Source organism: Krasilnikovia sp. M28-CT-15 (assembly GCF_047159595.1).
Lineage (GTDB): Bacteria > Actinomycetota > Actinomycetes > Mycobacteriales > Micromonosporaceae > Actinoplanes.
Genome location: NZ_BAAGAK010000001.1, coordinates 5,149,181 through 5,162,563, shown reverse-complemented (window position 1 = coordinate 5,162,563; position 13,383 = coordinate 5,149,181). Strand labels below are relative to the sequence as shown.

The 13,383-nt window shown below is 74.5% G+C and carries 11 protein-coding genes; all 11 read left to right on the top strand.

Annotation, left to right across the window (positions count from 1 at the left end):
- Positions 1-110 precede the first annotated feature (110 nt).
- The 11 genes from ACMCNO_RS23700 to ACMCNO_RS23650 all read left to right on the top strand — a co-directional run bounded on the left by ACMCNO_RS23700 (position 111) and on the right by ACMCNO_RS23650 (position 13,341).
- Entirely contained in the window at positions 111-1,199 is a 1,089-nt protein-coding gene (locus tag ACMCNO_RS23700) for a phasin family protein (protein WP_412751650.1), read from the top strand.
- Entirely contained in the window at positions 1,196-1,477 is a 282-nt protein-coding gene (locus ACMCNO_RS23695; protein WP_412751649.1) for a hypothetical protein, read from the top strand. Before ACMCNO_RS23700 ends, ACMCNO_RS23695 begins: the two co-directional genes overlap by 4 nt.
- Before the next feature lie 42 nt (positions 1,478-1,519).
- Positions 1,520-2,368, top strand: a complete 849-nt coding sequence (locus ACMCNO_RS23690) for a TlyA family RNA methyltransferase (protein ID WP_412751648.1) — start codon at positions 1,520-1,522, stop codon at positions 2,366-2,368.
- Positions 2,369-2,380: 12 nt separating this feature from the next.
- Entirely contained in the window at positions 2,381-3,268 is an 888-nt protein-coding gene (locus tag ACMCNO_RS23685) for an NAD kinase (RefSeq protein ID WP_412751647.1), read from the top strand.
- Positions 3,269-3,321: 53 nt separating this feature from the next.
- Positions 3,322-5,079: a DNA repair protein RecN gene (recN, locus tag ACMCNO_RS23680; RefSeq protein WP_412751646.1), complete on the top strand. Its 1,758-nt coding sequence runs from the start codon at positions 3,322-3,324 to the stop codon at positions 5,077-5,079.
- A 114-nt stretch (positions 5,080-5,193) separates the two neighbouring features.
- On the top strand, positions 5,194-6,372 hold the full coding sequence (steA, locus tag ACMCNO_RS23675; protein ID WP_412751645.1) for a putative cytokinetic ring protein SteA: 1,179 nt from the start codon (positions 5,194-5,196) through the stop codon (positions 6,370-6,372).
- A gap of 27 nt (positions 6,373-6,399) precedes the next feature.
- Positions 6,400-7,329 carry a copper transporter gene (locus ACMCNO_RS23670; RefSeq protein ID WP_412751644.1) on the top strand — a complete coding sequence of 310 codons (930 nt, stop codon included), beginning with the start codon at positions 6,400-6,402 and terminating at the stop codon, positions 7,327-7,329.
- Positions 7,330-7,401: 72 nt separating this feature from the next.
- Positions 7,402-8,271, top strand: coding sequence for a hypothetical protein (locus ACMCNO_RS23665; RefSeq protein ID WP_412751643.1), 870 nt, complete (start codon positions 7,402-7,404; stop codon positions 8,269-8,271).
- Entirely contained in the window at positions 8,268-9,980 is a 1,713-nt protein-coding gene (locus ACMCNO_RS23660) for a lipid II flippase MurJ (RefSeq protein WP_412751642.1), read from the top strand. The genes ACMCNO_RS23665 and ACMCNO_RS23660 overlap by 4 nt, the downstream gene beginning before the upstream one ends.
- Positions 9,977-11,104, top strand: a complete 1,128-nt coding sequence (locus ACMCNO_RS23655; protein ID WP_412751641.1) for a glycosyltransferase family 4 protein — start codon at positions 9,977-9,979, stop codon at positions 11,102-11,104. The genes ACMCNO_RS23660 and ACMCNO_RS23655 overlap by 4 nt, the downstream gene beginning before the upstream one ends.
- 53 nt (positions 11,105-11,157) lie before the next feature.
- Positions 11,158-13,341 carry a hypothetical protein gene (locus ACMCNO_RS23650; protein ID WP_412753787.1) on the top strand — a complete coding sequence of 728 codons (2,184 nt, stop codon included), beginning with the start codon at positions 11,158-11,160 and terminating at the stop codon, positions 13,339-13,341.
- The last annotated feature ends 42 nt before the right edge of the window (positions 13,342-13,383 follow it).

The window sequence follows — 13,383 nt, the reverse complement described above, 5'->3', positions numbered from 1 at the left end:
GGGCTCCCTTCGCGCGACACCACCGCGTACCGCACGGTACCGCACAAGGCGCCTGGGGCCGCCCGGTAGCGTGACACCCGATGGAGGGGCCGCGAGCGAGGAGAGCGGGCATGCAGGACGCATGGCGGGCGTATCTGGAAATGGCGCTCGGCTTGACGGAGGAGCCGCGCCGCAAGGTCCAGAAGGCGGCCGGTGAGCTGATCGACCGTGGCGGTGCGACGGCAGCGCAGCTGCAGGGCCTCGTGGCGGATGTGGTCGGCGCCGGTCTCGCCAACCGGGAGGCGCTCACCACGATCGTGCGCTACGAGGTGGACCGCGCCCTGGGGCTTGTCGGCCTGGCCACCGCCGAAGAGGTTGCCGACCTGACCACGCGCCTGCGGGATCTGGAACGGCAGCTGCGCGACGCGCGTGCCCGGGCCGAAGCCGCCGAGGCGGGTGGCGCGCCCGGAGCGGACGGCTCCCACGCACCGAACGCCGCATCGCCCGCGAAGAAGGCTGTGGCCAAGAAGGCCGTCGCGAAGAAGACCGTGGCCAAGAAGGCGGTCGGCGGGGACGCCGGAGCGCCTGCGGTCGTGGCGAAGAAGACCGTGGCCAAGAAGGCTCCCGCGACCAAGGCTGCGGCGAAGGCCCTCGGCGGGGACGCCGGGGCGCCTGCGGTCGTGGCGAAGAAGACCGTGGCGAAGAAGGCCGTCGCGAAGAAGACCGTGGCCAAGAAGGCTCCCGCGAAGAAGGCTATGGCGAAGGCGGTCGGCGGGGACGCCGGAGCGCCTGCGGTCGTGGCGACGAAGGCCGTCGCGAAGAAGACCGTGGCCAAGAAGGCGGTGGCGAAGAAGGCGATGCCGAATGCCCTGCCGTCGGCCGCCACCACGTCGTCGCCTGCGCCGCCCGCCCGCAAGGCCGCCAGGAAGGCCGCGCCTGCCGGCTCCGCCGCCAAGAGCACGCCCGCCAAGGTTCCGGGCGCCAGGAACGCCCCGCCACCCGCAAGCGAGGCGCCCACCGTGCCGACGAATCAGGCCCCGGCGACCGCGCCCGAGCCGCCCGCGGTGGTCGACACCCCGGCCGTGGCGTCGGACCCGTTCCGGCCGCTGGAGGGCACGAACGCGAATCCCGCCACGGACCGCGCGACTGACCAGCCGACCGGCGGACAGCCCACAGCACCCGCAACCGAGCGGACGACCGATTCGGAGATGCCCCGGTGACGGTCCCACCCGCCCCGATCCCCGGCCCGCCGCCCGGTGGTGCCCGGCCAGGCCCGCCGCCGGGCTACCCGCTGCCGCCCGTGCCCGGCCCCACTCCGGGCCCGGACGCCGCCGGGCCCGGTGCCGAGGGCGGCCCGGACACCACGGGACATCCTGCCGTGGACGCCGTGCTGCGCTCGCTGGACAACGCCACTCAGCTTCCACCGGCGGAGCAGATCGCCGCGTACGAGGCCGCGCATCAGGTGCTGCAGGAGACGCTGGCGAGCATCGACCGCTGAGCCGTGACGTCGTCCCTGAGCACCCGTACCCGAGGAATTTGAATGGCCCGCCGCGCTCGTCTCGACGCTGAGCTAGTCCGCCGCAAGCTGGCCCGCTCCCGGGAGCAGGCCGCCGCGCTCGTCGCGGCCGGCCGGGTCCAGGTGCGCGGCACCGTGGCCCACAAGGTCGCCGCCATGATCGACCCCGCGGACCCCGTCGTGGTCACCGGCGAGGACCCCGGCAGCGAATACGTGTCCCGGGGTGGGCACAAGCTCGCGGGCGCGCTGGCCGCGTTCGCGCCGGACGGGCTGGCCGTGGCCGGACGGCGGTGCCTGGACGCGGGCGCGTCCACCGGCGGTTTCACCGACGTTCTGCTGCGTTCCGGAGCCGCGCACGTCGTGGCGGTGGATGTCGGCTACGGCCAACTCGCCTGGCCGTTGCGCACCGACGAGCGGGTCACGGTCCTGGAACGCACCAACGTGCGCACGCTGACTCCCGAGGCGATCGGCGGTCCGGTGGAGCTGACCGTGGCGGACCTGTCGTTCATCTCGCTGCGGCTGGTCCTGCCCGCACTGGCGGGCTGCACCGGCGCTGAAGGCGACCTGGCGCTGATGGTCAAACCTCAGTTCGAGGTGGGCAAGGATCGGGTGGGTGCGGGGGGAGTGGTCCGGGATCCCGCATTGCGCGCGGAGGCTGTGCTGGACGTGGCGGCGGCGGCCGCCGGTCTCGGTCTCGGGGTGGCCGGGGTGACCGCCAGTCCGCTGCCCGGGCCCAGCGGAAACGTCGAGTTCTTCCTGTGGTTCCGCCGGGATGCGCCACCGGCCGACGCCGAGCGCGTACGGGCGGTGGTCGCGGCGGGACCCTCCGGCGGGGTAGCCTCCGGCGGGTCGGCGCCCGAACCGTCCGGCTGAAGAGGAGATGGCATGACTCGCTCCGCCTTGCTGGTCACCCACACGGGTCGCCGGCAGAGCACCCAGCACGCCCGGGCGGTCGCCCGCGACCTGATCGAGGCGGGTTTCGAGGTGCGGGTCATCGCGGCGGAGGTCGCCGACCTGGACCTGCCCGCCGGGGTCATCTCGGTCGACGACCCGGCCGCGGCCGAGGGCGTGGAGATCGTCTTCGCGCTGGGCGGGGACGGCACGTTCCTGCGCGCCGCCGAGCTGGCCCGCCCGGCCAAGGCGCCGCTGCTCGGGATCAACCTCGGCAAGGTCGGTTTCCTCGCCGAGGCCGAGATCAGCGATCTCGACCAGACCGTGCGGGACATCATCTCCGGGTCGTACACCGTGGACGAACGGCTCACCCTCGACGTGCGGGCCGAGTACGACGGGCGGCTCATCGCCGACTCCTGGGCGCTCAACGAGGTCAGTGTGGAGAAGGGCCAGCGGGCGCAGATGCTCGAACTGCTCGTGGACGTCGACGGGCGGCCGCTGTCGCGCTACGGCTGCGACGGGGTGGTGTGTGCCACTCCTACCGGGTCGACCGCGTACGCGTTCTCGGCCGGTGGGCCGGTGGTGTGGCCGGAGGTCGAGGCGCTGCTGCTGGTGCCGATCAGTGCGCACGCCCTGTTCAGCAAGCCACTGGTGACGGCGCCCACCTCGACGCTCATGCTCACCGTGGATCCGTACACGTCGTTCGCGGTGATGTGCTGCGACGGGCGGCGTACCTGGGATCTGCCGCCGGGCGCGACCGTCACCGTGCAGCGCGGGGATCTTCCGGTGCGCCTGGTGCGGCTGGCGCCGCGGCCGTTCACGGACACGCTGGTGGCCAAGTTCGCCCTGCCGGTGGACGGCTGGCGGGGGAATCGACGCTGATCCACGTGGACGCCGGTGGGCAATTGTCGGTCGCCACCGATACTGTCTGCCCTGTGCTGGAGGAGTTGCGCATCACCGGGCTCGGCGTCATCGAGGACACGACGCTGCGCCTGACGGCGGGCATGAACGTCATCACGGGTGAGACCGGCGCTGGCAAGACGATGGTGGTGACCGGGCTCGGCCTGCTGTTCGGCGGCCGGGCCGACGCCGGGCGGGTCCGGGCCGACCCGGGCCGTGCGGTCGTCGAGGGCCGGTTGCGGCTGACCGGCCCGCTGGCCGACGCGGTGCAGGCCCGGGTCACCGACGCTGGCGCCGAGCCCGATGACGACGGCACGGTGCTGCTGACCCGGACGGTGACCATCGAGGGCCGGTCCCGCGCGCACGTCGGCGGGCGCAGCATGCCGGTGTCGATGCTGGCCGAGGTCGGCGAGCAGGTGGTGGCGGTGCACGGGCAGTCCGATCAGCTGCGCCTGCTGCGCCCGGCCGAGCAGCGGGCCGCGCTGGACCGGTTCGCGGGCCCCGAGCACGAGAAGCTGCTCGAGACGTACCGGGAGGCGTTCGTCCGCTGGCGCGCGGCGGTCGACGACCTGGCCGACCGGCGCCGCAACGCCCGCCAGCGCAGCCAGGAGGCCGACCTGCTGACGCTCGGGCTGGATGAGATCAGCCGGGTGGATCCGCAGCCCGGCGAGGATGACGACCTGCGTGCCGAGGCGCAGCGGTTGGAGCACGCCGAGGGGCTGCGTACGGCGGCGGCGCTGGCCGCGCAGGCGCTCGCGGGCGGGGTCGAGACGGTCGACGACACCCCGGATGCGACTCAACTGCTCGGCGCCGCGCGCCGGACCCTGGCCGCCCAGTCGGGGGTGGATCCGGTGCTGGGCGATTTCGCCGCCCGCCTGGAGGAGGCGGCCACCCTCGTGGGTGACGTGTCGTCAGAGCTGTCGGGCTATCTGGAGGCACTGGACGCCGACCCGGCCCGGCTGGCGGCGGTCCACGAGCGGCGGGCCGCGCTGCGGGCATTGACCCGCAAATATGCGGACGACGTCGACGGGGTCATCGCCTGGGCGGAGCACGCCCGCACCCGGCTGGCCGCGCTGGACACCTCCGACGATCTGCTGGAGGAGCTGGACCGCGAGCGGTTGCGGCTGGAGGCGACCGTGGGGGAGCTGGCGGGGCGGCTCACCGCGGCCCGGCAGCAGGCCGCGGGCCGTTTCGCTGAGCAGGTCAGTGTCGAGCTGGCCGGGCTCGCGATGCCCCACGCCCGGGTGGAGGTCGTGGTGCTGGCCCGGGTCGCCGGTCGGGACGAGCCGGTGGTGCGGGCCGAGAACGGCGAGCTGGCGCCCGGCCCGGACGGGGCGGACGAGGTGGAGCTGCGCCTGCTGGCCCACCCGGGGGCGCCGAGCCTGCCGTTGCAGAAGGGTGCCTCGGGGGGCGAGCTGTCGCGGGTCATGCTGGCCATCGAGGTGGTCTTCGCCGGTGCGGGTGGCCCGCCGACGCTGGTCTTCGACGAGGTCGACGCGGGGGTGGGTGGTCAGGCCGCGGTGGAGATCGGGCGGCGGCTGACCCGGCTGGCGCGGACCCATCAGGTTCTCGTGGTGACGCACCTGCCGCAGGTGGCGGCGTTCGCGGACCGGCATCTGGTGGTCGCCAAGGACACCGGTGGCGCGATCACCACCAGTGGGGTGCGGGTCGTCGAGGAGGGTGAACGGGCCCGGGAGCTGGCCCGGATGCTGGCCGGTCTGCCGGATTCCGACCTCGGCATCGCCCATGCCGAGGAGCTGCTGGCCGTCGCGGACCAGGAGAAACGGGGCTGATGGGTCGCCGCGCCGCGGCGGCACAGCGTGATTGTTGCCAGTTTGTCTCTTTTGGTGGTGATCTCGCGCATGTCGTATTCGGCGCGCGTGATCGGGCATGTCAGGATGGCCACGATGCGACTTCCCACCTTGCGCCGGACCCGGAGCGTCGAACCGGGTACGCTCACCGGCACCGCCCGCCTCGACCGCCGGACCAAGCGTCTGGTCGGTCGGTTGCGCCCTGGCGACATCGCGGTCATCGACCACGTCGACATCGACCGGGTGGCCGCCGACTCCCTGGTGGCTGTCGGTGTCTCCGCCGTGCTGAACGCGAAGCCCTCGATCTCCGGGCGCTACCCGAACCTGGGTCCCGAGGTGCTCGTGCAGGCGGGCATCGTGCTGATCGACGGCCTCGGGGAGACCGTGTTCGACCGCCTGCGCGAGGGCGTCACGGTCAGCATCGAGGGTGACGCCGTACTGGTCGACGACGAGGTCGTGGCCACCGGCATCCGGCAGGACGCCGCCACGGTCGCGGCCGCCATGGCGAACGCGCGCGAGGGGCTGTCTGTTCAGCTCGAGGCGTTCGCCGCGAACACCATGGACTACCTCAAGCAGGAACGCGACCTGCTGCTCGACGGCGTGGGCGTGCCCGACGTACAGACCCAGATCGCCGGGCGGCACGTGCTGATCGTCGTGCGCGGCTACGACTACAAGGCCGACCTGGACGTGCTGCGGCCCTACATCCGCGAGTTCAAGCCGGTGCTGATCGGCGTCGACGGTGGCGCGGACGCGCTGGTGGAGACCGGGTACACCCCCGACCTGATCATCGGGGACATGGACTCGGTCACCGACGACGTGCTGCGCTGCGGCGCCGAGGTGGTCGTGCACGCGTACCCGGACGGGCGGGCGCCCGGGCTGGACCGGGTCCGCCAGCTCGACGTGGCCGCGCTGACCTTCCCCGCGGCCGCCACCAGCGAAGACCTGGCCATGCTGCTGGCCGACGAGAAGGGCGCCTCGCTCATCGTCGCGGTCGGCACCCACGCCAATCTGGTCGAGTTCCTGGACAAGGGCCGCGGGGGCATGGCGTCGACTTTCCTCACTCGGCTCAAGGTGGGCGGCAAACTGGTCGATGCCAAGGGGGTCAGCCGGTTGTACCGGCAGAACATCTCCGGCTCGGCACTGCTGCTGCTCGTACTGTCCGCGGTCGCGGCCATGGCGTCGGCCGTGGCGGTGTCCACGGTCGGCAAGGCGTACCTCGCCGTGGTGTCCGAGTGGTGGGACAATCTGGTGTTCCAGCTGGGACACCTCTTCTGACCCCCGAATGACCAAGAGGCTCAAGGCGTGATCAACTTCCGGTACCACGTGGTGTCGCTCACCGCGGTCTTCCTCGCGCTGGCCATCGGTCTGGTCGTGGGCACCGCCGCGCTCAACGGGCCGGTCGCGGACAAGCTCAAGGACCAGGTCACCACGCTCAGCAAGGACAACGGCAACTACCGGTCCCAGGCGAACCAGTACCGCGAGGAACTCAACCGCAGCCAGGACTTCGCCAACGAGGTCGCGCCCGCCCTGATCAGCGGCAAGCTGACCGGCCGCCGGCTGCTCGTGGTCGCGCTGCCGGGCAGCCAGGACTACGTCGACGGGGTGGTCACCATGCTGACCGTCGCGGGCGCCAAGGTCACCGCCAAGATCACCGTTCAGGACAAGTTCTTCGACCCCGCCAACAGCCTCGAACTGCTCGACCTCGCCAACCGCGCCTCGCAGCCGACCATCGGAGTCGCGCGGTTGCCGCTCAACAGCGACGGCGTGGAGACCTCCAGCGCCCTGCTGGCGCTCGCCCTGCAACAGCGCACGCCCGAGGTGGCCGCCGGCGACCTGACCGCGGTGCTCGCCGCGTACTCCGGGCCGGGCTACATCGCGGTCGAGGACGGGGCCGTCGGCGGGGCTGAGGCCACGGTCGTGATCTCCGGCCTGCCCCCGGTCGACAAGGACGCGGCCAAGAAGAGCGCCTCCGCGGTGATGCTGGCCAACCAGTTCGTCAAGGACAAGCCGCTGGTCGTGGCGGGCAACGGCAGCGGGGACGGCAACCTCGTCTCCGAGGTGCGCGGTGACCCGATCCTGGTGCGCCGCATCTCGACCGTGGACAACGCCAGCAGCGTGCAGGGCCAGTTGGCCACCGTGCTGACGCTCATCGAGCGGATCACCGGCGGCAAGATCGGCCAGTACGGCCTCGCCGCGGGCGCGACCTCCCTCGTGCCGAAGACGGCGGCGTAGCCCGGGCTCCCTAGACTCGTTACCCGGTCGCCGGTCCTTCCCCCGGACCGGCGGAGTCAGGAGATCGACATCATGGCCACACGGTTCGTCCGCTCGTTGGGCACCGGGGCGATCGTCGCTCGGGCCGCGCTGGCCTGGATCCGCCGTGATCCGCGCGCGGGCGAGCTGGACCGTACCAACTTCCACGGCCGCACGGTGAGCCTCGCCGGGGGGCCCGCGCTCGCCGCCGGGGCGACCCTCGGCGCCGCGCTCGGTGCGCCCGGCCCGGCCGTCGCGGGTGCCGCGCTGGTGGCCGGGGCCACCTGTGGCGCCGTCGGTGCCTATGACGACGTGGTCGGCGCCCGGCCGGAGCAGAAGGCCGCCAAGGGCTTCGCCGGTCACCTCGCCGCGCTCCGGGAGGGTCGGGTCACCAGCGGCGTCGTGAAGATCATCGGGGTGGGTGCGGCCGGGCTGGCCGCCGCCACGCTGTTGTCCGCGGACCCGCGGGTCCGGGCGCACCCCGGCCGCGCCAGGGCGGGTGCGCTGCGCCGCGGTGCCGACGTTCTGCTGGGCGCCGGTGTCATCGCCGGTACGGCGAACCTGATCAACCTGCTGGATCTGCGCCCCGGCCGGGCGCTGAAGGCCGGTGCCCTGATCGGTGCCCCGCTGGCGGTGGGACCGGGCGGGGCGGTCGCGGCGGGCACCCTCGGGGCTGGTGCGGCCCTGCTGCCCGCGGACCTCGGGGAGGAGATCATGCTCGGCGACGCGGGCGCCAACGCGCTCGGCGCGCTGCTCGGGGTGGCCCTCGCGGCGCGCACCGGGCCCGCGGGCCGGGCGGTCGCCCTGGCCGCCATCGCGGGGCTGACCGCCGCCAGCGAGAAGGTCAGCTTCACCAAGGTCATCCAGGACACCCCGTGGCTGCGCCGGCTCGACGAGCTCGGCCGCCGCGCCCCGTCCGCGTGAGCCTTCCGCCTGAGGCCGGGGTTCCCGAACGGGCCACCGGGCCGGGGTCGGCGGAGGCTCCGGCGCAGGACGAGGCGGACACCGGCGACGGCCGGGCGAGCTGGGCCCGGCCCGCCGCGATGGGCCGGGTCGCCGGGGCCGCCGCGGTGATCACGCTGCTCACGGTGGTCGCCCGGCTGGCGGGCTTCGGCCGTACGTTCGTCTTCCTGCACACCGTCGGCCACGACGGCCTGGCCAACGTCTACAACGCCGCGAACATGATCCCGAACATCGTCTTCGAGATCGTGGCGGGCGGCGCCCTCGCCAGCCTCGTGGTTCCCCTGCTGGCCGGTGCCGTGGCCGACGGGGACCGCACCCGGGTGACCGCGGTCGCGTCCGCGTTGCTGACCTGGGCGCTGACCCTGCTCGTGCCGCTCGCTCTCGCGGTGGCGCTCGCGGCGGGACCGATCGCCGGGCTGCTCGACATCCCCGCCACCGACCAGGTCGTCGCGGCCCGCATGCTGCGCGTCTTCGCCCCCCAGCTGCCGCTGTACGGGATCGGCATCGTGCTCACCGGGGTGCTGCAGGCGCACCACCGCTTCGCCTGGCCGGTGATCGCCCCGCTGCTGTCCAGCGTGACCGTGATGACCGCGTACCTGACCTACGCCGCCGTGGACGGCGCCGGCAGTGACCTGACCGGGCTGAGCCGCCCCGGTGAGCTGACCCTGTCGATCGGCACCACCCTCGGCGTGGTGGTCCTGGCGCTGTGCCTTGTCGTGCCGCTACACCGGTTGCGGTTGCGGCTGCGGCCCCGGTACCGGTTCCCCGGCGGGGAGGGGCGCCAGGCGGTGCGCCTGGGCTGGGCCGGGGCGGTGACCGTGGGCGCGCAGCAGATCATGGTGGCCACGGTCGTCGTGTTGGCGGTGCACGGCCCGCTGACCTTGTACATGTCCGCCCAGACGATGTTCCTGCTGCCGTGGGCCGTGCTGGCCGTGCCGCTGGCCACCGCGGTCTATCCCGGCCTGGCGACCGCCGCCGCGCGCGGCGACGAGACCGGGTACGCCGACACACTGTCGCGTACCGCCCGGAAGGTGGTGCTGCTGGCCTGCCTGGGTGCGGCGGCGCTGGCGGCGCTGGCGGTACCGGCCGCTTCGCTGCTCAACGCGGACGGGGCCGCCCCAGGGATGGTCGGCTTCGCGCCCGGACTGCTCGGGTACGCGCTGTTCGCGCTGCTGTCGCGTGCCCTGTACGCCCGGGGCGCCACGGCCGCGGCGGCGCTGGCCACCGCGGCGGGCTGGGGAGTCGCCGCGGTGAGCGCGCTCGCGCTGTGGGCCGTGCTGCCCGGCCGGGACCGGGTTTTCGGCCTCGGCCTGGCGAACACGGTCGGGATGACCGTGCTCGGCCTGCTGCTCGTGGCCGCGGTACGGCGACGCGCGGGCGCGGCGGCGCTCGCGGGGCTGCCGCGCGCCACGGGTGTCGGTATTGTGGCCGCGGTCGCCGCTGGACTCGTCGCGTGGGCGGCGTCACAGGGCGTCGGCCACGCTCTCGGTGCGGCGCCGGACGGCGTCCGTAGCCTGACGCAGGGCATTCTTGGTGGTGTCGTGCTGGTGGCCGGGTTCGTCGCGGTGGCGTACCCGCTGGACCGCCACGACGTCCGGCCCCTGGTCGCGACGCTGGCCCGTCGCCTGCGCCGACGTGGGGCGACGCCGAACGGGAGGAACACGCCATGACGGACGCGACCCGCGACTGGTGCGGGCCGGTCGCCCTCGTGCTGGCCTCCAGCACCGGCGGAATCGGTCGCCACGTCGCCTCCCTCAGCCGTGGCCTGGTCGCCGCCGGCTGCCCGGTGCTGGTGTGCGGACCCGCGGCCACCGACGAACTGTTCGGCTTCACCGCCGCGGGTGCCGACTTCGTGCCCGTCGAGATCCCGGCCAACCCGGGCCCGCAGGACTCCGGGGCGATCCGGGCGTTGCGGCGGGCGCTGGCCGAGCACGACGTCGACGTGGTGCACGCGCACGGCCTGCGCGCCGGTTTCGTCGCCGCGCTGGCCCGGCCCCGGGTCCCACTCGTCGTGACCTGGCACAACGCCGTCCTGGCCCGGGGTCTGCGGGGGCAGGCGTCGTCGCTGGTCGAGCGGATCGTGGCCCGCGCCGCCGAGCTGACCCTGGGCGCCTCCGAGGACCTGGTGGCCCGGGCCACCGCCGTGGGCGCCCGGCAGGCCCGGCTCGGCCCGGTCGCGGCGCCGCAGGCCGCGTCGGCCCGCCGCTCCCGGACACAGGTACGCGCGGAGTTCCGGCTCAAGCCGGGCGGCCCCCTGATCCTGTCGGTCGGCCGCCTGCACCCGCAGAAGCGGTACGACCTGCTGGTGGACGCCGCCGCCCGGTGGCGTGATCTGGACCCCGCCCCGGTGGTCGTGGTCGCCGGGTCCGGCCCCAGCTACATGCCCCTGGCCCAGCGTGCCAGCGCCAAACGGGCCCCGTTCTTCCTGCTCGGGCACCGCACCGACGTGGCCGATCTGCTGGCCGGTGCCGACCTCGCGGTGGTCACCAGCGACTGGGAGGCCCGCCAGCTGTTCGCCCAGGAGGCCCTGCGCGCCGGGGTGCCCCTGGTCGCCACGGCCGTCGGCGGCCTGCCCGGGCTGGTGGGCGACGCGGGGGTGCTCGTACCGCCCGGTGACGTCGACGCACTCGACATCGCCGTCCGGGACCTGCTGGCCGACCCGCAGCGACGCGCCGACCTGGCACAGCGTGGTCCCCGCCGGGCCGCCACCTGGCCCAGCGAGGAGGACACCGTCGCGGACGTGCGCGCCGCGTACGCGTCGGTGACCGCGAACAGCCGGGCGGGGCGCGGGTGACGGCGAAGAACATCCGGTTCCGCCGCCCCCGTGCCTGGCTGCGCCGTATCGGGGTGACCCGGCGGCGGCTCCGGTCGTGGCTGCCGTACCTGTTGGTCGTGCTGGCCGCCGCGGCCAGCGTGGCCGGGCTGACCGTGCGCCCGGCCACCGGCGCCGCGCAGGCCCGCGCCGACTACGTGATCGTGGCGGGCGCTCCCGGCCTGCGCTGGGACGACCTCGATCCGCAACGGACGCCCGCGCTGTGGCAGCAGGCGGTCCGGGGCTCCGTGGGCTGGCTGTCCGTGCGCAGCGGGAACCGCACCACCTGCCCGGTCGACGGCTGGCTCACCCTGGGCGCGGGCAACTACGCGGCGTGGGGAGGTCGGCGGGTCACCGGCTCCTGCCCGCCGCTGAGTCCCGCGCTGACCCGCCCGGACGACCTGGGCGCGAACCTGACCGAGCAGCGTTCCGTCGTGGACGACAACGCCGAGCACTCCCCGTACGGGGCGGTGCCCGGGGCGCTGGCCGAGTCGGTGCGCTGCTCGGTGGCGGTCGGACCGGGTGCCGCCGTGGCCGCGGCCCGACCGTTCGGCCGGGTGGACCGGTACGAGCCGGTGCTGCCCGCCGACCCGCATGCGCTGCTGTCGTCGTGTGTGCTCAGCGTCGTCGACCTGGGCACGATCACCGGTACCGGGGCGGCGCGACAGGCCGCCGTGGCCCGCGCCGACGCCGCGCTCGCGAAGGTCGTGGCGGCGCGCCCGGAGCGTTCCCTGGTCGTGGTCGCGGGCGTCTCCGACACCGACACCACGTCCCGGCTGCACGTCGCGATCGTCGAAGGGCCGGGCTGGGCCGGGGGCTGGCTGACCTCGGCGGGCACGGGCCGCGACGGGTATCTGAAGCTGGTGGACCTGGCGCCGACCGTGCTGGCGGCGCTTGGCCGCCCGCAGCCGGAGAAGTTGTTCACCGGGCGCAGTGTCACGTCGGTGCCGGGGCGGCCCGCCGATCTGGCCGCCGCGATGGGCGGGCGCCGCGACGCGGACCGGCAGGCGGGTGCTCAGCAGCGGGTGGCGGGGAGGTTCTTCACCGTGCTCGCCGCCGTTCAGCTGCTGCTGTTCGCGCTGGCCGTACCGATGCTGGTGCGGGCCCGCCGGCATGCCGGGCCGACCGGCCCTGCCGGGGTGCCGCGCCGGTGGCTGGCGATCGCGGAGCCCGCGCTGATCGTGGGCGCCCTGGCCATCCCGGCCGCGCTGCTGGCCGACACCGTGCCGTGGTGGCGTGCCGATCATCCCGGGCTGGTGTTCGGCCTGGTCACGGCGGTGTTCACGGCGATCGGCACGGTCGCTGTGCGGATCTCGCCACGCTATGGCCGCACGCTGTGGCCGTTGGGCGCGGTCGCGGCGATCGGCGCCGCGGTGGTCGGCGTGGATCTGCTCACGGGCGCGCGGCTCCAGCTCAACGGCGTCGCGGGGTATTCGACCGTGCTGGGCAACCGGTACGCGGGGGTGGGCAGCGTCGGGCTCGGCGTGTTCGTGACCGGTGCGCTGGTCGCCGCGGGTTGCGCGGCGCAATGGGTACGGCGGCCGTGGCGCCCGGTGATCGTCGTGCTGGTCGGCGGCGTGGCGGTGGTCATGGTGGGCAGCCCGTACCTGGGGGCCGACCCGGTGGGGGCGATCGCGGTGACCGCCGGGGTGTGCGTCGCCGCCGCGATCAGCACCGGCGGGTGGCTGACCTTCCCGCGTTTCGCCTGGGCGGCGTTCGCCGGGCTGGTGGTGACCATCGGTTTCGCGGCGGTGGACCTGCGCCGCCCCGCCCTCGAGCAGGGCAGCCTGGGCCGCTTCCTCAGCGCCCTGGCCGACGGTGCGGGTGGCCCCGCGGTGCAGCGGGCGGCCGCCGCCAACGGCGAGGCGCTGCTGGACAGCCCGCTGACGGTGCTGGCGGTGGTCGGCGGGCTGATGCTGGCGTTCTGCCGGTACTCGCCGTGGGGCGGGCTGAACCGGCTCTTCGGCCTGCACCCGGCGGTGCGCGCGGCCACCGCCGGTGCGGTCGTGGCGACGCTGATCGCCGGGGTGCTGGGCGGTTCCGCGCTGGCCGTGGCCGGAGCCGCGGCGGCCACGGCGGTGCCCACCGCGGTGCTGGTCGCCTTGCGCGTACTCGACCATGCGGCGGACCGGACCCGGGCCGACGGCGAGACGGACGGTCCGGGCGGTCCGGGACTCGCGCCACCCGATCCGGTATTGCGCCGAGTGGGCGCCCGGTGACACGTTCGTGCCCGACCAGCCCGGACGTCCGTGCGACCGCGA

Bases quoted from the DNA above. Each gene is read 5' to 3' on its own strand.
- ACMCNO_RS23700 (WP_412751650.1), top strand. From the start codon at position 111: ATGCAGGACGCATGGCGGGCGTATCTGGAAATGGCGCTCGGCTTGACG.
- ACMCNO_RS23690 (WP_412751648.1), top strand. From the start codon at position 1,520: ATGGCCCGCCGCGCTCGTCTCGACGCTGAGCTAGTCCGCCGCAAGCTG.
- ACMCNO_RS23685 (WP_412751647.1), top strand. From the start codon at position 2,381: ATGACTCGCTCCGCCTTGCTGGTCACCCACACGGGTCGCCGGCAGAGC.
- steA (WP_412751645.1), top strand. From the start codon at position 5,194: ATGCGACTTCCCACCTTGCGCCGGACCCGGAGCGTCGAACCGGGTACG.
- ACMCNO_RS23665 (WP_412751643.1), top strand. From the start codon at position 7,402: ATGGCCACACGGTTCGTCCGCTCGTTGGGCACCGGGGCGATCGTCGCT.
- ACMCNO_RS23655 (WP_412751641.1), top strand. From the start codon at position 9,977: ATGACGGACGCGACCCGCGACTGGTGCGGGCCGGTCGCCCTCGTGCTG.